At 39.5% G+C, this 21709-nt stretch carries 21 protein-coding genes; 12 read left to right on the top strand and 9 right to left on the bottom strand.

Translation table 11 applies throughout. The features are described from left to right. Positions 1–25 precede the first annotated feature (25 nt). From ssb to dnaA, 8 genes are all read right to left on the bottom strand, one after another. Entirely contained in the window at positions 26–538 is a 513-nt protein-coding gene (ssb, locus tag OS139_RS08920; RefSeq protein ID WP_002288368.1) for a single-stranded DNA-binding protein, read from the bottom strand. A 49-nt stretch (positions 539–587) separates the two neighbouring features. Then, positions 588–887 (bottom strand): 30S ribosomal protein S6, encoded by a 300-nt coding sequence (gene rpsF, locus OS139_RS08925; protein ID WP_002288366.1) that lies wholly within the window; start codon positions 885–887, stop codon positions 588–590. A 235-nt stretch (positions 888–1122) separates the two neighbouring features. Next, positions 1123–3594 carry a DNA gyrase subunit A gene (gyrA, locus tag OS139_RS08930; protein WP_002325156.1) on the bottom strand — a complete coding sequence of 824 codons (2472 nt, stop codon included), beginning with the start codon at positions 3592–3594 and terminating at the stop codon, positions 1123–1125. Positions 3595–3613: 19 nt separating this feature from the next. Next, the gene (gyrB, locus tag OS139_RS08935; protein ID WP_002288364.1) at positions 3614–5560 is read right to left on the bottom strand and encodes a DNA topoisomerase (ATP-hydrolyzing) subunit B; all 1947 of its coding nucleotides are present in this window, start codon (positions 5558–5560) and stop codon (positions 3614–3616) included. Next, positions 5557–6681 (bottom strand): DNA replication/repair protein RecF, encoded by a 1125-nt coding sequence (gene recF, locus OS139_RS08940; protein WP_002288363.1) that lies wholly within the window; start codon positions 6679–6681, stop codon positions 5557–5559. Before recF ends, gyrB begins: the two co-directional genes overlap by 4 nt. Next, positions 6668–6910 (bottom strand): S4 domain-containing protein YaaA, encoded by a 243-nt coding sequence (gene yaaA / locus OS139_RS08945; protein WP_002295251.1) that lies wholly within the window; start codon positions 6908–6910, stop codon positions 6668–6670. The genes recF and yaaA overlap by 14 nt, the downstream gene beginning before the upstream one ends. A gap of 228 nt (positions 6911–7138) precedes the next feature. Continuing rightward, entirely contained in the window at positions 7139–8269 is a 1131-nt protein-coding gene (gene dnaN, locus OS139_RS08950; RefSeq protein WP_002288361.1) for a DNA polymerase III subunit beta, read from the bottom strand. Positions 8270–8466: 197 nt separating this feature from the next. Further along, positions 8467–9801, bottom strand: a complete 1335-nt coding sequence (dnaA, locus tag OS139_RS08955; protein ID WP_002288360.1) for a chromosomal replication initiator protein DnaA — start codon at positions 9799–9801, stop codon at positions 8467–8469. A gap of 522 nt (positions 9802–10323) precedes the next feature. Between dnaA and rpmH the strand changes: the two genes are divergently transcribed. The 4 genes from rpmH (at position 10324) to jag (ending at position 12523) form a co-directional block, all read left to right on the top strand. Beyond that, on the top strand, positions 10324–10458 hold the full coding sequence (rpmH, locus tag OS139_RS08960) for a 50S ribosomal protein L34 (RefSeq protein ID WP_002293121.1): 135 nt from the start codon (positions 10324–10326) through the stop codon (positions 10456–10458). A gap of 117 nt (positions 10459–10575) precedes the next feature. Next, positions 10576–10932 carry a ribonuclease P protein component gene (gene rnpA, locus OS139_RS08965; protein ID WP_002295255.1) on the top strand — a complete coding sequence of 119 codons (357 nt, stop codon included), beginning with the start codon at positions 10576–10578 and terminating at the stop codon, positions 10930–10932. Continuing rightward, on the top strand, positions 10929–11747 hold the full coding sequence (locus tag OS139_RS08970) for a YidC/Oxa1 family membrane protein insertase (RefSeq protein ID WP_002332030.1): 819 nt from the start codon (positions 10929–10931) through the stop codon (positions 11745–11747). Before rnpA ends, OS139_RS08970 begins: the two co-directional genes overlap by 4 nt. Before the next feature lie 17 nt (positions 11748–11764). Continuing rightward, on the top strand, positions 11765–12523 hold the full coding sequence (gene jag / locus OS139_RS08975; RefSeq protein WP_002295258.1) for an RNA-binding cell elongation regulator Jag/EloR: 759 nt from the start codon (positions 11765–11767) through the stop codon (positions 12521–12523). 167 nt (positions 12524–12690) lie between these two features. On the opposite strand, the gene OS139_RS08980 is transcribed toward jag, so the two are convergent. After that, positions 12691–13074, bottom strand: coding sequence for a hypothetical protein (locus OS139_RS08980; RefSeq protein ID WP_002303984.1), 384 nt, complete (start codon positions 13072–13074; stop codon positions 12691–12693). Between the two features lie 298 nt (positions 13075–13372). On the opposite strand from OS139_RS08980, the gene mnmE reads away from it, so the two are divergent. The 8 genes from mnmE to OS139_RS09020 all read left to right on the top strand — a co-directional run bounded on the left by mnmE (position 13373) and on the right by OS139_RS09020 (position 21395). Next, a complete protein-coding gene (mnmE, locus tag OS139_RS08985; RefSeq protein WP_002307290.1) occupies positions 13373–14770 on the top strand; it encodes a tRNA uridine-5-carboxymethylaminomethyl(34) synthesis GTPase MnmE in 1398 nt (465 codons plus the stop codon). A gap of 16 nt (positions 14771–14786) precedes the next feature. Beyond that, positions 14787–16688, top strand: a complete 1902-nt coding sequence (gene mnmG / locus OS139_RS08990; RefSeq protein ID WP_002299775.1) for a tRNA uridine-5-carboxymethylaminomethyl(34) synthesis enzyme MnmG — start codon at positions 14787–14789, stop codon at positions 16686–16688. A 231-nt stretch (positions 16689–16919) separates the two neighbouring features. After that, positions 16920–17633 (top strand): 16S rRNA (guanine(527)-N(7))-methyltransferase RsmG, encoded by a 714-nt coding sequence (gene rsmG, locus OS139_RS08995; RefSeq protein WP_002332031.1) that lies wholly within the window; start codon positions 16920–16922, stop codon positions 17631–17633. Positions 17634–17644: 11 nt separating this feature from the next. After that, positions 17645–18412, top strand: coding sequence for a ParA family protein (locus OS139_RS09000; RefSeq protein WP_002288805.1), 768 nt, complete (start codon positions 17645–17647; stop codon positions 18410–18412). Then, positions 18399–19289 (top strand): ParB/RepB/Spo0J family partition protein, encoded by an 891-nt coding sequence (locus OS139_RS09005; protein ID WP_002299776.1) that lies wholly within the window; start codon positions 18399–18401, stop codon positions 19287–19289. The genes OS139_RS09000 and OS139_RS09005 overlap by 14 nt, the downstream gene beginning before the upstream one ends. 20 nt (positions 19290–19309) lie before the next feature. Further along, positions 19310–19501: a DUF951 domain-containing protein gene (locus tag OS139_RS09010; RefSeq protein WP_002293106.1), complete on the top strand. Its 192-nt coding sequence runs from the start codon at positions 19310–19312 to the stop codon at positions 19499–19501. A gap of 8 nt (positions 19502–19509) precedes the next feature. Beyond that, positions 19510–20610 (top strand): redox-regulated ATPase YchF, encoded by a 1101-nt coding sequence (ychF, locus tag OS139_RS09015; RefSeq protein ID WP_002332032.1) that lies wholly within the window; start codon positions 19510–19512, stop codon positions 20608–20610. Positions 20611–20699: 89 nt separating this feature from the next. Then, entirely contained in the window at positions 20700–21395 is a 696-nt protein-coding gene (locus OS139_RS09020; protein WP_002299780.1) for a DUF1129 domain-containing protein, read from the top strand. The last annotated feature ends 314 nt before the right edge of the window (positions 21396–21709 follow it).

The raw sequence follows: 21709 nt of genomic DNA on the forward strand, positions 1-21709 counted from the left end.
TCTATTTCCCTCCTATCAAATTCGTTTAGAATGGTAAATCATCGTCTGAAATGTCGATCGTTGAACTTGAGCCGAATGGGTCAGAAGTATCACGGTCGAAATCAGGCATACCGTTGGATGATTGAGATGTTTGATTAGAGTTATTGTTTCCGCCAAATCCGCCAGCTGATTGACCAGAACTTTGGAATCCGCCGCTTTGTTGGCGATTTTCAGATGCAGAACGACTTTCCAGCAATTGGAAGTTGTCAGCTACTACTTCTGTCACGTATACACGTTGTCCTTGCTGATTATCATAAGAACGAGTTTGGATACGTCCAGTAACACCTAAAAGTGTTCCTTTACGAGCATAGTTTGCTAAAGTTTCTGCTGATTTGCGCCAAATCACACAGTTGATAAAATCAGCCTCGCGATTGCCGCTTTGGTTTGTAAAATTACGATTCACAGCCAAAGTAAATGTTGCGACTGCCGTACCACTTGCTGTGTAACGCAAATCTGGATCTTTCGTCAGACGTCCAACTAATACAACATTATTAATCAAAATAGTCATCTCCTCTCATCGTTTTCTATTGTTTCACATGAAACAACAATTAAGCTTCTTCTTTAACAATCATGTGACGAATGATATCGTCGTTGATTTTAGCAAGACGGTCAAATTCATTGACAGCATTTGCTGATGATGGAGAAGATACTTTAACGATGTGATAGATACCTTCACGGTAACCGTTCATTTCATAAGCGAAACGGCGTTTTTCCCAATCTTTTGATTCGATAACTTCTGCTCCGTTATCTTTCAAGATTGCATCGAAACGTTCGATTAAAGCAGTTTTTGCTTCTTCATCAATGTTTGGACGAATAATGTACATGATTTCATATTTCGTGTTTTCCATTGATATTCACCTCCCTGTGGACTTTCGGCTCTTAGGTTCCTAAGAGCAAGGAGAGTTATCTAATTAATTAGACTACTCACAAGCTCTGATTATACACTCTATTTTGGTCAAAAGCAATACAGAATGAACAGTTTCGAATATTTTAAGAGAAATTCAACTAATCAAAAAAGCCAGCAGGAATAACCAGATTTTTTAATCGGTTATTCTTGCTAGCTTACACACTTAGTCTTGATGGTTATTCTTCTGATCCTTGTTCTTCAACTGTTTGTTCTGCAGCTTCTGGTTCGACTGCTGCCATCGTGACAACTTTCGTATCAGCTTCCATCTTCATCAAACGTACGCCTAATGTTGAACGTCCAGTTTGAGAAACAGTCGATACGTTGAAACGGATAATGACACCTTTATCTGTAATCAGCATGATGTCTTCATCTCCAGAAACAGTGGTCAATCCAGCTAGTGGACCATTTTTTTCAGTGATGTTCGCCGTTTTGATCCCTTTACCTCCGCGGCCCTTCACTGGATATTCCGATACTTTTGTCCGTTTTCCGTAACCTTTTTCTGTGATCACTAATACTTCTTGATCTTCCTTCATTAAGGCTGCCCCAACGACATAATCTTCCTCACGCAGGCGTATTCCTCTGACCCCGGAAGCTGTACGTCCCATATCGCGGACTGCTTCTTCTTTGAAAGTGACAGAGTAGCCGTTATGTGTTCCAATAATGATATTAGATTGACCATCTGTCAGTAGCACATTGACGAGCTCATCGTCTTCTTTCAAACCAATTGCGATCAGACCATTACTTCGGATGTTAGCAAAAGCAGTGACAGAAGTACGTTTTACTGTACCTTGACGCGTCGTAAAGAAGAGATAGTGGCCTTCTTCTGCTTCTCCCGTCACCGCAATGATTGCCTGGATGCTTTCACTCGAATCGATACCTAGTAAATTGATAATTGGTATTCCTTTGGCTGTGCGCCCGTATTCTGGAATTTCGTATCCTTTTGCCCGATACACTTTTCCGTTATTCGTAAAGAATAACAATGTATCATGGGTAGAGCAAGAAACCAGATTTTTGACGAAGTCGTCATTGTGGATACCCATTCCTTGGACACCACGTCCACCCCTTCGTTGAGCTCTGAATTCATTATTTGCCAAACGTTTGATGTAACCATTGTTTGTCAATGTAATAACGATTTCTTCTTCTTCGATTAAATCTTCATCTTCCAGACTTAAGACCTCACCGACTAGTAATTCTGTGCGTCGTTTATCACCAAATCGTTGATTTAAGTCTGCTAATTCATTCTTGATGATTTCTGTAACACGTTCTGGTCTTGCCAGAATGTCAGTTAAATCTTCAATCAGTTTTAAGAGTTCTTGGTATTCATTTTCGATTTTTTCCCGTTCCAAACCGGTCAATCGGCGTAAACGCATATCTAAAATAGCTTGAGACTGGCGATCGGATAAATCGAACCGTTCGATCATCGTCGCTTTTGCTTCGTCATCTGATTTAGACCCGCGGATAATCGCAATTATTTCATCGATATGATCCAAAGCAATACGCAAACCTTCTAAAATGTGTGCCCTTGCTTCTGCTTTTTCTTTTTCAAAGACTGTCCGTCTTGTGATGACTTCGCGCTGATGTTCGATATAGTTTTCAAGAATTTGTTTCAAGCTCAAAACTTTCGGCACACCTTTTTCGATCGCCAACATATTGAATCCAAATGAATTTTGCAAGGATGTCAATTTATATAAGTTATTCAAGATAACGGATGCGCTGGCGTCACGACGGATGTCAATGACGATCCGCATACCTTCACGGGAAGATTCGTCCCGCAAATCTGTGATCCCTTCGATACGCTTGTCTCTGTGCAGTTCAGAAATCCGTTCGATCAATTTTGCTTTATTGACCATATAAGGCAATTCTGTCACGATGATCCGTTCTTTACCATTTGGCATCTCAGTAATCTCAACTTTTGCACGTACGGTAATAGAACCCTTACCTGTTTCATACGCTCTTCGGATTCCTGATTTTCCCATAACCAAACCACCTGTTGGAAAATCTGGTCCAGGTAATACTTCCATCAATTCATTGGTCGTCACATCAGGATTATCCATCAGCAAATCGATAGCCGCTACTACCTCAGACAAGTTATGAGGTGGGATATTCGTGGCCATACCTACGGCGATCCCCGTTGTTCCGTTCACTAAAAGATTCGGGAAGCGAGCAGGTAGTACAACTGGTTCTTTTTCTGTATCATCATAGTTGCTTTGGAAATCAACAGTGTTCTTATTGATATCACGCAGCATTTCTGTAGCGATTTTACTCATCCGTGCTTCGGTATAACGCATAGCAGCGGCACCGTCACCGTCAACAGAACCAAAGTTTCCATGGCCATCCACTAGCATATAACGGTAGCTGAATGGCTGTGCCATCCGTACCATTGACTCATAGATCGCACTGTCTCCATGAGGATGGTATTTACCCATGACATCTCCGACGATTCTGGCAGATTTTTTATGGGCTTTATCCGGTGTTACACCTAATTCGTTCATGCCGTATAAAATACGGCGATGAACGGGTTTCAGACCATCTCTGACATCAGGAAGTGCACGTGCGACAATAACACTCATCGCATAATCGATGAAGGAGTCTTTCATTTCGCTGGTTAGATTGACATCATGGATGTTTTCTCTGATTTCTTCACTCATTCTTTTTCCTCCTTCATGATTAAATATCTAAGTTCTTCACATAGTGTGCATTTTCCTCGATGAATGCACGACGGGGTTCTACTCGATCCCCCATCAACATTTCAAATATCTGATCTGCTGCAATAGCATCGTCCACACTGACGCGGGCCATCATCCGATTGCTTGGGTCCATAGTTGTTTCCCATAGTTGATGATCATCCATTTCTCCAAGTCCTTTATAACGCTGAACGCTTGGTTTTGGTGAGGCAGGAAGTGAAGCAACGACTTGTTTCAACTCTTCTTCTGCATTTTTTCCTGGTTGTACATACGTAATATTCTTCCCTTGTTTTACCCCGTATAAAGGTGGCTGAGCAATATAGACGTATCCAGCTTCAACAATAGGACGCATGTAACGATAAAAAAGAGTCAGCAGCAATGTACGGATATGCGCGCCGTCGACATCGGCATCAGTCATGATAACTAATTTGTGGTAGCGAGCTTTCGATACATCAAAATCTTCTCCAAACCCTGTACCCATAGCAGTAAATAAAGACCGGATCTCTTCATTTGCCAAGATCTTGTCCATGCTTGCTTTTTCAACATTCAAGATTTTCCCACGAATAGGCAAGATGGCTTGAAACTCTCGATTACGACCTTGCTTAGCTGATCCGCCGGCCGAATCTCCTTCGACGATGAACAATTCGCATTTTTCAGGATCGTTGCTAGAGCAGTCCGCTAATTTTCCTGGCAGATTACTAATCTCTAAAGCACCTTTACGTCTCGTTACTTCACGCGCACGTTTCGCTGCTAGACGAGCTCTGGAAGCTAGTAATCCTTTTTCAACAATTTGACGGCCCACACTTGGGTTTTCCAGCAAGAATTTCATGAAATGTTCGCTAAATAACCGATCAGTGACTGTCCGTACTTCGGAATTGCCCAATTTTGTTTTTGTTTGTCCTTCGAATTGAGGGTCAGGATGCTTGATAGAAATAACAGCTGTCAATCCTTCTCGCACGTCTTCACCGGTCAAGTTGTCGTCATTTTCTTTCATCAGCTTTTGTTTTCGGGCATAATCATTTATCACACGAGTTAAAGCAGTCTTGAATCCTGATTCATGTGTTCCGCCTTCATACGTATGGATATTGTTGGCAAAACTCATGATATTGGAATGGTAGCCGTCTGTATATTGCATAGAGACTTCAACTGCGATATCTTGCTGTTCACCTTCCAAATATACAGGTTCTGGAAAAATCACGGTTTTGTTTGCATTCAAGTATTCGACATAACTTTTGATCCCGCCGTCATAATGGTATTCATTGATGACTGGTTCTTCTTCTCGTTTGTCTTCAATCGATATACGCATCCCGCGGTTCAAGAAAGCAAGTTCACGGATCCGGGTAGCCAATTTTGAAAAATCAAACTCAGTTGTCTCTGTAAAAATTTCAGGGTCTGGCGTAAAGTGAACCGTTGTTCCATGGCGATCCGTTTGTTCGATAATCTTTAAGTCGTCCACTACAGCTCCACGACGATATTCTTGATAGTACACATTTCCTTCTTTGTATACTTTGACATCAAGCTGTGTAGAAAGCGCGTTTACAACAGAAGATCCTACTCCGTGAAGTCCACCAGAAACTTTGTACCCACCACCGCCGAATTTTCCTCCAGCATGTAAAACAGTAAAGACCGTTTCAACTGCAGGACGTCCAGTTTTTGCCTGGATATCTACAGGTATCCCCCGACCGTCGTCAATAACGGTGATACTGTTGTCTTTTTCAATAATCACATGGATTTTCGTTGCAAAACCTGCTAATACTTCATCGATCGAATTATCGACAATTTCCCAAACAAGGTGATGCAGACCCTCAGAACTAGTCGAACCGATATACATGCCAGGTCGTTTACGAACGGCTTCAAGTCCTTCAAGTACTTGAATCTGACTGGCATCATACTCTTTAGCGCGTTCTACTAAACTTCTTTCTTCTGTCATTCAGTTTCTTCTCCTTTTAGTTTCCCTTGTTGAACATAAAAAATCTCAGGTTCAACAGTCATTTTATTTTTTACATGGTCAAGTGTCGTTGTTGTTAAGAACGTTTGAACTTTTCCTTCGATTGTTTCTAGCAGATGGAGTTGACGATTATCATCCAGCTCGCTCATCACATCATCTAACAAAAGGATTGGATATTCCCCTGTCTCTTCTTTAATCAAATCGATTTCTGCTAATTTGACACTTAGTGCAGTTGTTCTTTGCTGTCCTTGCGATCCATAAGTCTGCACATTTTTCTGATTAATAAAAAAGGAAAGATCGTCACGATGAGGACCAACTGTCGTTGTTCCCCGAAAAAGGTCTTTCTTTTTATTTTGGTTCAAAAGTGCGAGAAATTGTTCTTGGATTTGCTCTTGCGTATGTGTTTCTAAAGAATCGACTGCGGTGAGATACTCGATTTCCAGCTGCTCTTTTTGATGGGTGATTTGCTGATGCAAAGAATTAGCCCAAAACTCCAATCGCTTGACGAACTGTGCTCTTGCTTTCAATACTTTGCTGCCAAACGCTGCTAGTTGTTCGGACAAAATATCCAAATAAAGCAAATCAGTTTGTTTTTTTTCATTCAATTGCTTTAAATACTGGTTTCTTTGTTTCAAAATTGCTTGGTATTGGACAAGATCATAAAGATAGATTGGATTGATCTGGCCTAATTCCATATCTAAAAACTTCCGCCTGATCTGCGGGCTGCCTTTTACTAAAGAAAGATCTTCTGGTGCAAATAAAATGACATTCATTTGTCCCACGTAAGTACTTAACTTTTTCTGTTCGATATGGTTGATCTTGGTTTTTCGGCCTTTTTTAGATAATAAGATTTCTAATGGAAGAGTGGATGAACCTTTTGTGATCTCTCCTTGAATCATCGCCTGATCGTCAGTCCAGCCAATCAATTCCTGCTCACTACTTGTCCGATGACTTCGCGTCATAGCTAATACGTAGATACTTTCTAAAAGATTCGTTTTTCCTTGCGCATTTTCTCCTAAAAAGATGACGAGGTTCTTGGAAAATTCGATGTTCAGCTCTTCGTAATTTCGATAATTTTTTAAATACAGCTTATTCAGCCTCATTATCGTCGTTTCCTTTTTTTACCATAAAAAAAGTTCCTACTTCTGGAACTTCAACCATCATGCCGGGATAAAGTTTGCGTCCACGACGATTTTCTGGTTCGCCATCGACTAACACAGTGTTTTCTGCCAAATACCATTTTGCTTGTCCGCCACTACCGATAACTGTGACTTCTTTCAACATTTGGCCCAACGTCATGAATTCCGTATTTAGAATGACTTGTTGTTTCAATGCCCATCCCTCATTTTCATTATTAAAAGTATACTCTATTATACCTTTTTTTTCGCAATAAAACAAATTTATCCATATATTTTTCCATATAAGACGATTTAATCTAAAAAAGGTGATTTAAACAAAAATAAACAGAAAGCCTTAAAAGAGATTTTAGGGCCTTCTGTTTAAAATTTTATTTTTTCTATTTCTTTTCAATTAAATTTTCAAGAACATTGAAAATCATTGTTAATTTGTACGTACAGGAGTAATCAGCTGAATAAATTGAACGCCATCTTCCGTTGGTTCCAATGTAAATGGACGAATAGCAGAGATAAATTTCACTTTGATGCTCATATCTCCAAATGCACGCAACGCTGCTTTCATATAATCCGGATTGAAAGAAATATCTAATGGATCGCCACTGCTTGCTGTATAACTCAAGCTTTCTTCTACTTTCCCGATTTCTGGCGAATTTCCGTATAAAACAACCGCATCTGGACGAATAGATAAACGAACGATGTTGTTACGGCCTTCATGAGAAAGTAAAGAAGCCCGTTCGATCGCCGCTAAAAAGCTAGGAACAGAAAATTCAACCTCTGTATTAAAACTTGAAGGAATCAAACGATTGGTATCAGGATAGTTTCCTTCTAGCAAACGGGAATAGAAATACATCGTTTCTGTTTTGAACAACACTTGGTTTTCCATAATGCTGATTTCGACGATCTCTTCTTCATTTGTTAATGAGCGAGATAATTCGATCAAACTTTTTCCAGGAATAACAATATCAAAATGATCAGCCGCTTGTTCTACTGGAATCACGCGTTGACTTAGACGGTGAGAATCAGTAGCTACAGCCAATAAAGAATTATCAGATAAAATGAAATGCACACCTGTCAAGATTGGACGACTCTCATGTTGTGAGACAGCAAAAACTGTTTCGTTGATTAGTTTAGTCAATACGTGTACAGGTAATTTCATCTGGTTATGGCTTTCGACAACAGGAAGATGAGGATAGTTATCTGCATCTAATCCATTTACGATAAAATTCGCTTTTCCAGAAGTAATCGCTACTTGTTTATTTTCTAAAACTTCTAAAGTAAATGTTTCTTCAGGAAGTCTCCGAATGATTTCGCTAAAGAAACGTGCTTGTAAAACAATGGAACCAGTAGATTCGATTTGCATATTTGCTTTTTCGTTTTCAACAGACAAAAAAGTTTCAATTGATATATCAGCGTTGCTCCCCGTCAAAGTCAAACCTTCTTGTGTCAGTGTGATTTTTACACCTGTCAAAATAGGGATCGTGGTTTTGCTTGAAATAGCTCGTTGAACAGTTTGCAATTCCTGCATAAAGCTAGCTCGGTTTAAAGTAACTTTCATGATGTATCTCCTTTGAATGTTTGTTTATTTATTATTAGTTAAAAAGAATAATAAAAGTAATAGGGCATGTTGATTCTGTGGAAAACTCAAAAAACGTAAGAGAGAAACGAAAAAACAGCTGTGGAAAAAGTGTGTATAACTTTTGAACGTTTTTTTCTTTTATCCACATGCTATTTTCAGTTGATAGAATCGACAAATTAATTTAGTAAAAAGTTTTTGATTTCTGATACTTCATTTTGCATACTGACACTAGAATCCATCAGCTGCTGGATTTTTTCATGAGCATGGATAACCGTTGTATGATCCTTGCCACCGAATTCAGCTCCGATTTTCGGTAAAGAATTATCTGTGAGCTCACGTGCCAAATACATAGCGATTTGTCTAGGAACAACAATAGATTTGACGCGTTTCTTTCCTTTGAGATCTTTCAATTGGATGTGATAATACTTTGCCACTTCTTCTTGGATCTGCAGGATTGACAATTGAGGATGTCCTTTTCCTGATTTTAACGTTTTCAGTGCGTCTGCAGCTAGACTAGTCGAAATATCTTCACTATTCATCGCAGCAAAAGCTTGCACTCGAACAAGCGCACCTTCTAATTCACGAATGTTAGAATCAATTTGTCCTGCGATGTAGCTTAGTGTGTCATCTGGGATCTCTAGACGTTCAGCCGCCGCTTTTTTACGTAAAATCGCTGTTCTTGTTTCAAGATCCGGCGGTGTAATATCAACAGACAGCCCCCATGCAAAGCGAGAAACAAGGCGTTCTTGCAGTTTCGGAATCTCGTTTGGCAACCGATCACTGGTTAGTACGATTTGTTTCCCTTCATTGTACAAGGCATTGAAAGTATGGAAAAACTCTTCTTGCGTAGCTTCTTTTTCTGCAAAAAATTGAATGTCATCCACTAGCAGTAAATCAACATTTCGATATTCTTGACGGAACTCTTCTGCTGTTTTGTTTTGGATCGAATTGATGAAATCATTAGCAAAAGTTTCACTGCTTACATATTTTACTTTGGCATTAGGCTGACTTTGCAGCATTTGATGACCAATTGCATGCATCAAGTGAGTCTTACCAAGTCCCACGCCTCCATAAAAGAAGAGCGGGTTATAAATAGAACCTGGATCTTCTGCTACAACGAGCGCTGCTGCATGAGCCATCTGGTTTCCTTTACCAATGACAAACGTATCAAAGGTATATTTAGGGTTCAGCATGGCTTTTTTTAGCGGACTAGGTGCCACAACTTTTGGATTTTTTTCTTCTATAACTTCTTCTTGCTCTGCTTCTTCGCCAGTAATAAAGCGAGGGATAATCTCATTTCCTGATAACATATAACCGACTTCAACGATTTTTGTCGCCAGGTTTTTTTCCCAATATTCTTTATGAATCTTGCTAGGAACCTCAACAACGAGCTGGTTTTGATCAAGGGTTCGAGGGTTCGCTGTTTCGATCCATGTATTATAGCTAGCAGGCGATAAATCCTTTTGGTATGTTGCTTTTAATTCATTCCATAAAGCATCGAGGGATACCATATAAGGCCTCCTCCTTCATTAAAAAGTGAATAACTAGTACTAATTTAGCATTTTTTTCAATAGTTTTCCACAGAAACCGAAGAAAAAAATTTTTTAATTACAATTATCCACACAATCGACAAAAAGAAAAAAGAGAAAAACACAGTTGTCAAAAAAAGTTTTCCACACCACTAATGCACAGGTGGAAAACTCGTAAAAACCAATAGATTTCCTCTTGCGTCTGTGGATAAAAAATACAGATATACCAATAGTTAGGAGACGGAATACACAGGAAATCGCCTGATTGTGGATTACTTTTTTTACACGTGTGTTTTCTGTGTAAAACCAGCCATTTATTATCTGTGGATAATCCCTGTGCATAACTTTTTCCACATAGGATTCCCATAGAAAAAAATAATCTTGTGGATAAGTTTTAACAATCGATCTTCTATTTTATATTGACAAAATCACTACTTTGTCGTTATACTATCAAAGTATGTCTGTGTTTATAAAATAGATAAGAACATTTTGGAGGTGGAATATATGAAAAGAACATACCAACCAAATAAACGTAAACGTCAAAAAGTTCACGGATTCCGTAAACGTATGAGTACTAAAAATGGACGTCGTGTGTTAGCTAGCCGTCGTCGCAAAGGAAGAAAAGTTCTTTCAGCTTAGGCCACTGGGGTTTCAGTGGTTTTTTTTATACTCTTTTTTAGGGAAATGATGAAAGGACAATCGTAATTATGGTATGATTATGAGCGTAAGTGAGAGATAGAAAAGGAAAGAAAACTAATGAGAAAAGCGTATCGAGTAAAAAAAGAACGAGAGTTTCAAGCCGTGTTCCATACGGGAGATTCTTTTGCTAACCGCAAATTCGTCGTTTACCGTTTGGAAAAACCGGGACAGCCTCATTTTCGAGTTGGTTTATCTGTAGGAAAAAAGGTCGGCAACGCGGTAAACCGCAATGAAGTCAAACGAAAAATCCGAGCAGCAGTTTATTCTATAAAAGAAGAGATTGATCCGGAGTTGGATTTTATTGTGATTGCTAGACCAAGTGTGAAGGGGTTGACTTATGATGAGGTTCGCTCCAATTTAGTCCACGTCTTAAAACTTGCAAAAATAATCGACAGAGAGGAAAAGAGTAAGTGAAGAAATACAAACGTTTACTTTTGATGGCCGGTATCGTTAGTTTGGTCATCGTCTTATCCGGTTGCGGAACTGGGGAAGTCAGCGCACAGAGTACAGGAATTTGGGATCGTTATATTGTTTATTACTTTGCTGAGGCGATCAAGGCGTTGTCATTTGGTAATGCAGGGATAGGGATCATTTTATTTACATTGATCATCCGCGTGATCCTATTGCCGTTGATGCATTTCCAAACAAAGAGCATGCGTAAAACGCAAGAATTACAACCGAAATTAAAAGCACTGCAGCAACAATATAGTTCAAGAGATCCGGAAACACAAAGTAAGTTAAGAGAAAAGCAGCAGCGTTTATATGCAGAAAATGGCGTCAATCCATATGCTGGTTGTCTTCCTTTATTAGTACAAATGCCAATCTTGATGGCGTTATGGCAATCTATTTCACGTGTACCAGAGTTGAAACAAGGGCATTTCTTATGGTTGAACTTAGGGAACGCGGATCCAACATTTATTTTGCCGATTCTAGCAGCAATCTTTACTTTTGCAAGTACGTATCTATCTAGCATGAGTCAGATTGAATCCAATGCATCGATGAAGATCATGAATTTCGTGATGCCTGTAATGATTTTAGTGATGGGTGTCAATTTAGCCAGCGGTCTTTCATTATACTGGGTAGTTTCCAATGCCTTCCAAGTTGTACAAACGCTGCTGATCAACAACCCTTTCAAAATTCGAAAAGAGCGTGAAGAAGAAGCACGGAGAATCCGCGAAAGAGAACGTGCTCTTAAGAAAGCAATGAATCCTAAGAAAAAACGGAAATAATAGGGGAGGTAATGCTAATGCCGATTTATGAAGCTGCAACAATAGACGAAGCTGTCCAACTGGGTCTGGCTGATTTGGGTTTGGCCAAAGACCAAGTCGAAATCGAAATACTGGAAGAAGGAAAAAAAGGTTTCCTAGGAATGGGTCGAAAGAATGCACGGCTTTCGATCCAGCCAAGTATCAGCGAAAAAGTTTCTGAAACAGTAGAACAGACTGTAGAAGAAATTTTGGAAGAAGAACCAACAGCTGAGATCGAGGTAGTCAACGAAACGATTCTTGAAGAAAAAACAGAAGAAGTAAGTGAGCTAGGTGATGAAGCAGCTTTAACGGAATTGGCAGTTTATCTTACTGAAATTTCAAAACAGCTTGATGCTCCAGCTCTTGTCAAAATGGAAAGAGAATCAAATAATATGGTTGTTTTCCATTTAGAAACACAAAAGCAAGGCATACTGATTGGGAAACATGGAAAAACACTGAATGCATTGCAATATCTGGCACAAGTCTTCATCCATCGTTTAGCAAGAAATAAGCTGTCTGTAGTAGTCAATGTAGGCAATTACCGTGAAAAGCGCCAAGAGATCATTCAGCGTTTAGCTGATCGCACGGCTGAAAAAGTAAAACGGACAGGGCAGCCTGTTTTCTTAGAACCAATGCCTGCATTTGAACGTAAACAAATCCATGCTGCATTAAGCAAAGATGAACATGTAAAAACACATTCGGAAGGTGAGGAACCTTATCGTTATTTAGTAGTAGAACCTGCTAAAAAATATTATTGATTCCATTACTTTTTGAATAAATCACGTTGACAAAGTTTTTCAAACCAAGTATATTTTACTAGAAATCATTCTTATCAGAGTATACGATGAAGTAGTCACTAACTTTGATAGAAAAAAGCGGATCGAAACTGTCTTCAGTTTTGATCCGCTTTTTTTGTCTGTTTCATTTAACCAATCGTTGTTTGGATAAATTGGATCACTGTTCCATAAGCAAAAAGTTCCAGAAAATACTTTCCGTCGCGTTTTTTTTGCTGATACTCAAAATGACAGTTGATTACTGCATTCGCACCATATTCAAGTACCTTCGTCTTTAATTTCCTCTTCGTTGTTAAGAAAAGGTCATCTTTGGGAAAAGATGGGTCAAACAAATCAGCTTCTAAGCATTCCACAACAAAAACGATATCGCGGACGATATATTTCTGGTTGATATTCCCTGTAGATAAAACGACATCGTTGATCCGAGGGTCACTTTCTTCTTCCAATGCAGCAGATCTGAACGGGCTCACATATTTTCTCCTTTCAAAAGTGTATAGTTTAGATAGCGCTACCATTTAGTGTACCGTTTTTTTTAAGAAAGATAAAGCCTTGTTTATACAGTATCTTCTCTTCGAATAAACCAAAGAACGCAAAGAGACATCCAACGACAATTAAATATAAGGTAATGGAAGCAGAACAGGCTCAACTTCATCTAATTGTTTTAAACACTTGATTCCTTATAGCAAGTGTGATAATCTATGACCAGAATTTAATCAAGAACAAGCAGTCAAAGTGCGAAGTTCACCGTTTATTGTACATAAAGGGTGGAGTGGGCACTTTTTTTGTGCGCAAAATGAAAAAGGAAGTGAAAAAATGGCTGAAATTACTTTAGAATTTGATACGATTGCGGCAATTTCTACCCCACCTGGAGAAGGTGCAATCAGTATCGTTCGTTTAAGTGGCGATCAAGCTGTGCAACTAGCAGATAAAGTTTATCAATCTGGAAACAAACGATTATCAGAAGTACCAAGTCATACGATCCATTATGGACATATCGTTGATCCCAAGAGCAATCAGCTTGTCGATGAAGTCATGGTCTCCGTGATGAGAGCACCAAAGACATTTACGCGGGAAGATGTAGTAGAAATCAATTGTCACGGTGGGATCGTTGTAGTCAATCAAATTTTGCAGCTATTGTTAAGAGAAGGTGCAAGATTAGCTGAGCCAGGCGAATTCACAAAACGAGCATTCTTGAATGGTCGTGTTGACCTTTCACAGGCAGAAGCTGTGATGGATTTGATTCGGGCAAAAACAGACAAAGCAATGGGACTAGCTCTTAATCAGTTAGACGGCAATCTGTCTGCTTTGATCCGCTCATTGAGACAAGAGATTTTAGAGACATTAGCACAAGTAGAAGTAAATATTGATTATCCAGAATATGATGATGTCGAAGAATTGACTACGAAGTTATTGCTTGAAAAAGCGCAGATGATCCAACAAAGAATCCAAGCGCTACTTGCTACATCCAAGCAAGGGAAGGTTCTGCGGGAAGGGTTAAGTACGGCAATCATCGGCCGGCCAAATGTCGGCAAATCAAGTTTGTTAAACCATTTGTTAAGAGAAGAAAAAGCAATCGTTACGGATATTGCAGGAACGACTCGAGATGTAATCGAAGAGTATGTCAATGTTCGGGGGGTACCGCTCAAGCTAATCGATACAGCTGGAATTCGGGAAACAGAAGATGTGGTGGAACGGATCGGGGTCGAAAGAAGCCGAAAAGCATTAGCAGAAGCAGACTTGATCTTACTTGTTCTAAACCAAAGCGAACCACTGACAGCAGAAGATGAACAATTATTGGAAGCGACAAGTGGATTGAAACGGATCATTCTTCTAAATAAAACAGATTTGCCAGCACAGCTGGAACAAGAAAAATTGAAGAAATTGATCGAAAATGAACCAGTTTTTTCAATTTCCGTAGCTAAAAACGACGGACTAGATCGTTTGGAATCAGCTATTTCTGATTTATTCTTCAGCGGAGAAACAGGAGAAAGAGACGCTACTTATGTTTCTAATACCCGCCATATCGCGTTGTTAGAAAAAGCTTCCCTCTCACTTGAAGAAGTCATTGCAGGTATTGATGCAGGAATGCCTGTGGATCTCGTTCAAATAGATATGACGCGTTGCTGGGACTATCTAGGAGAAGTTGTCGGCGACAGTGTACAAGATGAGCTAATCACTCAATTATTCAGTCAATTTTGTTTAGGAAAATAAAAGGAGGAACAAACGATTGGAACATTATGAAGCAGATGCGTATGACGTGATCGTTGTTGGCGCAGGACACGCCGGTTCAGAAGCTGCACTTGCTGCTGCACGTATGGGATCAAAAACATTATTACTGACAATAAATTTGGACATGGTAGCATTCATGCCATGTAATCCTTCTGTAGGCGGACCAGCTAAAGGCGTTGTCGTTCGAGAAATCGATGCGTTAGGCGGAGAAATGGGTAAGAATATCGATAAAACCTATATCCAAATGCGTATGTTGAACACAGGAAAAGGCCCAGCTGTCCGAGCATTGCGAGCACAAGCAGACAAACATGCTTATTCAACAGAAATGAAACATACGATCGAAAAAGAACCAAATTTGACGCTAAGACAAGGAATCGTCGAAGAACTGATCGTCGAAGATGGTGTTTGTCATGGAGTAGTGACGTCCACAGGAGCGAGCTACCGGGCCAAAGCAGTTGTTATTACAGCCGGAACAGCACTTCGCGGAGAAATCATTATCGGTGAATTGAAATATTCATCAGGTCCGAATAACTCTCAACCTTCTATTGGACTAGCGAATCATCTAAAAGAACTTGGCTTTGCTATCGAACGGTTCAAAACAGGAACACCGCCTCGAGTAAAATCAAGTACGATCGACTATTCTGTTACAGAAGAGCAGCCTGGTGACAAAGAGCCAAATCATTTTAGCTTCAGCACACCAGATAGTGCCTATAAACTAGATCAGGAATCTTGCTGGCTGACCTATACAGGTGAGACGACTCACCAAATTATTCGAGACAACTTACATCGTGCCCCAATGTTTACAGGGATCGTTGAAGGGGTAGGCGCTCGCTATTGTCCATCCATCGAAGATAAGATCGTGCGTTTTGCAGACAAACCACGTCATCAATTATTTTTGGAACCAGAAGGCTTAAATACGGAAGAGGTCTATGTTCAAGGTTTATCCACTTCTTTACCAGAGGATGTTCAAGTCAACATGCTTCATTCTATTGCTGGATTAGAAAAAGTAGAAATGATGCGTACAGGATATGCTATCGAATATGACGTAGTAGAGCCACACCAGCTCCGTCCGACATTAGAAACTAAAGTCGTTGAAAATCTTTATACAGCTGGACAAACAAATGGTACAAGCGGTTATGAAGAAGCGGCTGGACAAGGGCTGATTGCCGGTATCAATGCAGCTTTGAAAGTTCAGGGAAAAGAACCTTTAGTGATCAAACGAAGTGACGGTTACATCGGTGTCATGATCGATGATTTGGTAACAAAAGGAACGAACGAACCTTACCGTTTGCTGACTTCACGTGCTGAATACCGTCTGCTTTTACGTCATGATAATGCAGATTTGCGATTAACAGAAATGGGTCACCGTGTAGGCTTAGTAAAAGAAGATCAATACAAGAATTATTTGAAGAAAAAAGAAGCAGTTGAACAAGAAATCAAACGTTTGATGAATGTACGAATCAAACCAACAGAAGAAGTCCAAGACTTTTTAGCAACGATTAATGCGGCACCATTAAAAGATGGTGTACTAGCAAGCGACTTTTTAAGACGTCCTGAGATTACTTATGCAGATCTTCTACGGTTTATTCCAGAAAATGAAGAATTGACACGAAAAGAAATCGAACAAGTAGAAATCCAAATCAAATATGAAGGCTACATCAAAAAAGCCATGGAAAAAGTAGAAAAATTAAAACGCATGGAAGCGAAAAAGATTCCAGAAAACATCGACTACGCAGCAATCAACGGATTAGCAACAGAAGCAAAACAAAAATTGCAGAAAATCCAACCAGAAACAATTGCCCAAGCTAGCCGAATCAGTGGCGTAAACCCTGCAGACCTAAGTATCTTAATGGTCTATATCGAACAAGGGAAGATTGCGAAAGTCAGTGAACCAGCGTAATACGTAATAATAAATAGAAGAGAGAACTAGTTTTTGCAGAAATTGCTCAAAGCTAGTTCTCTCTTCTGTGTATATTTTATGAGTCATACTAGAAAGAAAAAGTCTATCGGCTTTTCTTACTTTTCAAATTTTTAAGAATCCATATGGAAGGATTGCATGTCTAGAGATTTTGCGTTAAAGTAGGGAGAGAATCTGTGAAACAATTGCTGTTTCACAATGAAAGGAATATTTATGATACCAGAAGAATTTCGCCAATCCTTGGCAGAAAAAGGGATAGAGCTTACCGATCATCAAATGAATCAATTCGCTATTTATTATCGGACATTAGTCGAATGGAACGAAAAGATGAACCTTACAGCTATTACGGATGAAAAAGACGTATATCTGAAGCATTTTTACGATTCACTTACATTAGCATTTGAAGTAGACTTTACGCAGCCTTTATCTTTATGCGATGTCGGTTCGGGGGCAGGGTTTCCTAGCATACCTTTAAAAATTGCCTTTCCAGAACTGCAGATAACGATCGTTGATTCTCTGAATAAACGAATAACCTTCTTATCTGAGTTAACCCGATTATTAGGAATCGATGCTTCCTTATATCATGACCGGGCAGAAACATTTGGGCAAAATCCTCACTTTCGTGCATCATTTGACCTTGTCACTGCTCGTGCGGTTGCTCGTTTGAATGTGTTAGCGGAATTGTGTTTGCCCTTGGCTAAACAAGAAGGCTATTTTTATGCATTGAAAGCAGCAAAAAGTGAAGAGGAATTGACAGAAGCAAAACAAGCGATTGGTTTATTAGGTGGTAAATTCCTCAAAGAAGAGGCGGTTACCTTGCCGAATGTCTCTGACCAACGGCATATCATCGTTATTCAAAAAAAGAAACCAACCCCAAAGAAATACCCAAGAAAGCCCGGACTGCCTAATAAGCAGCCAATCAAATAGGAGGAGAAGAGATGGCACAAATAATATCTGTTGCGAACCAAAAAGGTGGCGTCGGCAAAACAACGACGACGGTGAATCTAGGTGCTTGTCTTGCTAGCCTTGGCAAAAAAGTATTGCTAGTGGATATGGATGCACAAGGAAATGCTACCAGTGGTGTCGGGATCAGAAAACCTGATGTGACAAGAGACATCTATGATGTTCTAGTCAATGAATTGCCAATTGATGAGGCAACTTTGATCACTGAACACGAAAATTTGAGTATTGTGCCTGCGACTCTCCAATTAGCAGGAGCAGAGATCGAATTGACGTCAATGATGGCAAGAGAATCAAGATTAAAAGGATCTTTAGCAGAAGTAAGCAGTCAGTATGATTATATTTTGATCGATTGCCCGCCTTCTCTTGGCCATCTGACAATCAATTCATTTACAGCAAGTGATTCGATTTTGATACCTGTTCAGTGTGAGTATTACGCATTGGAAGGATTAAGCCAATTACTGAATACGGTTCGTTTAGTTCAAAAACACTTTAATCCAGAATTAGAGATCGAGGGAGTCTTACTGACAATGTATGATGCACGAACAAATCTGGGAAATGAAGTCGTAGAAGAAGTACGTAAATACTTCCGCGAAAAAGTTTACGAAACGATCATTCCAAGAAATATTCGTTTATCAGAAGCACCTAGTCATGGAAAACCGATCATCGACTACGATCCACGTTCTCGAGGAGCTGAAGTCTACCAAGCATTGGCAAAGGAAGTGGTAAGTCGTGAAGAAAAGTAAAGGATTAGGCCGAGGAATCGATGCACTGTTTCAAGATTTAGAAAACTTAGAGACGGTGGATGTAAAAGATGATACCGTTGTCCAGCTACCATTGAATGAGCTGCGACCAAATCCGTATCAGCCCCGTAAAACATTTGAAGAAGTATCTTTGCAGGAACTAGCTAATTCTATTGAACAATCAGGTGTCTTTCAACCCATCATCGTACGCCGTTCCGCAGTAAAAGGATATGAGATTATTGCAGGGGAGCGACGTTTTCGAGCGTCCAAACTAGCTGAAAAAGAAACGATCCCTGCTATCGTTAGAGACTTTGACGAAGAAGCGATGATGCAAGTAGCAGTGCTGGAAAACTTGCAGCGAGAAGATCTGAATCCGTTAGAAGAAGCAGAAGCATATGAGATGCTGATGAAAAACCTGAAACTAACACAAGCAGAAGTAGCTAGTCGTTTAGGAAAGAGCAGACCTTATATCGCCAATTATTTGCGCTTGCTTTCTTTACCGGATCTTGTCAAGGAAATGGTACAAGATCAGCGTTTATCTATGGGACAAGCCCGTACGCTGTTAGGTTTAAAAAATAAAACATTGATTTTGAAATTAGCCAATCGTGCAGTAACTGAAAATTTAACTGTCCGCCAACTGGAACAGCTTGTTTCTGAGTTAAATCAAAATGATGGAAAAGAAAAGAAAAAAATCCCAAGGCTAGCAAAGGAAAAACCATATTATATCCGAGAAAGCGAAGATCGTTTGATGGATAAATTTGGTACAAGTGTAGCTATTCAAGAAAAAGATGGGAAGGGAAAAATCGAGATCGAATACCTTTCTCAAAAAGATTTGACAAGGATTCTTGATATATTGGATATTCAATTTGATGAAGAATAAACAAAAAGGAGGCTATTTTTATGTACGACTTGCACGATATCGTTGAAATGAAAAAACCTCACGCTTGTCAGACGAATCGCTGGGAAGTCATTCGAATGGGCGCAGATATCAAAATCAGATGTATGAATTGCGGACATATCGTCATGATGACCCGTCGAGATTTTGAAAAGAAATTAAAAAAAGTAATTGAAAAAAATGCAGAGAAAGAGTGAATAAATTTATGGCATTGACTGCTGGAATTGTTGGGTTGCCCAACGTAGGAAAATCAACTTTGTTTAATGCGATCACAAAAGCAGGAGCAGAAGCAGCAAACTATCCCTTTGCAACGATCGACCCTAACGTAGGGATGGTAGAAGTACCTGACTGGCGTTTGCAACGCTTAACAGAACTTGTACATCCGAAAAAAACTGTTCCGACGACTTTTGAATTTACAGATATTGCTGGAATCGTAAAAGGCGCAAGTAAAGGAGAAGGTTTGGGAAATCAATTCTTAAGCCATATCCGCCAAGTAGACGCTATTTGTCACGTTGTTCGCTGTTTTGATGATGATAATATTACTCACGTAGAAGGACGTGTTGATCCACTAGAAGATATTGATACGATCAACTTGGAACTAGTGTTAGCAGACTTAGAATCTATCAACAAACGCTATACTCGTGTAGCAAAAGTTGCTAAAACCAAAGATAAAGATGCAGTGGCAGAACTAGCTGTACTGGATAAAATCAAACCTGTACTGGAAGAAGGAAAATCTGCCCGAACGATCGAATTTACTGAAGAAGAACAAAAAATCGTTAAATCACTATTTTTATTGACGACAAAACCAATTCTTTATGTAGCCAATGTCTCAGAAGATGACGTAGCAGATGCAGACGCGAATCATTATGTACAAGAAGTGCGCAACTTTGCTACAGAAGAAAATGCAGAAGTGATCGTGGTCAGTGCTCGTGCAGAAGAAGAAATCGCAGAATTAGATGAAGAAGACAAAGCGGAATTTTTAGAAGCTTTAGGAATCGAAGAATCAGGTTTGGATCAGTTGATCCGTGCTGCTTATGATTTGTTAGGCTTAGCTACTTACTTTACTGCTGGGGAACAAGAAGTACGTGCTTGGACATTCAAAAAAGGAATCAAAGCACCACAAGCAGCAGGAATCATCCATTCAGATTTCGAACGCGGATTTATCCGTGCAGAAACTGTCTCTTTTGAAGACTTGGATCATTACGGAAACATGCATGCAGCAAAAGAAGCTGGACGTGTTCGATTAGAAGGAAAAGAATATGTCGTACAAGACGGCGATGTAATGTTATTCCGCTTTAATGTGTAAAAGGGCTATCAAACTAGCTGTAGAATATGGTAGAATGTCTTTTGTGACGACCGTTGAGAAAAGGAACGGCTAAGGAGGACTATTAGATAATGGAACCAGAACAATTACGAGCAATCGTAAAAGAAAACAATAGTTTAGAAACAAAATTAACCAAAAGAAATCAACAGTACATTTTTGATTTGAAAAAATCTTTAGAAGCAGCGAATTTGTCTGAAGAAGAAAAAGTAAAAGCCCTTCATGACATTCTGCCTACTTTAGTTGCAGAACAAAAAGGCGGAAGAACAGCCCGTCAATTGTTTGGGACAGTCTCTGAAAGAACGGAAGCAATCATTAATAAGCCAGCAGAAGTAAAAAATTCATCCACCCCTTTATTGATGTGGTTAGATAATACGTTGCTGTTGCTTGGTCTATTAAGTATCATGATTGCGATTACCGGATTGTTTTCACGTGGAACAACGCCAGCTTATGGCTTTTCTACACTCGTTCTAGGTTCTGCAATCGGTGGCTGGGTCTTTTATATGATGTACAAATACATCTATCAATATGAATATCCCGGAGCAGATCGAAGCAAGAAACCAGGAATGGGTAAGACATTGCTTATCCTAGGTGGAACGACACTTCTTTGGGTCGTACTGTTTTCTGCGACAACACTATTGCCGCCAGTTATCAATCCAGTATTAGATCCAGTAGTAGTTATCATTATCGGGGCAGCTGCTTTAGCAATCCGTTACTACTTGAAGAAAAAATACGGGATTATTGGAAGTTTATCCGTCCCAAGAAGATAAACTAGCAAAAAGATCAGCTATTTTGCTAGATATCTAGGGGTAGTAAAGAACCTCATTTTGTTTATCCATAGTTAAATAATAGTAAGGGGCTGTGACAAAAGTCTTGTCACAGTCCTTTTTTACGATAAACGGTGTTCAATCAGCTGACCCTCGGTATTAGCTCAACAAACGGCAAAACATGAGGAACTATTTTTCCGTTTTTTTCTCTAATACTCAGGTCAAAACGCTGATTTCACAACCTCTTCCTTAAACGGTGTTCAAAAGTTTGCATCTGCGGTAATAAACCCAACCAATTCAAAAATATGAAAAACTAT

Origin of the sequence: Enterococcus sp. E4-223 (assembly GCF_035727065.1) — a bacterium.
GTDB classification, from domain to species: domain Bacteria; phylum Bacillota; class Bacilli; order Lactobacillales; family Enterococcaceae; genus Enterococcus_B; species Enterococcus_B faecium.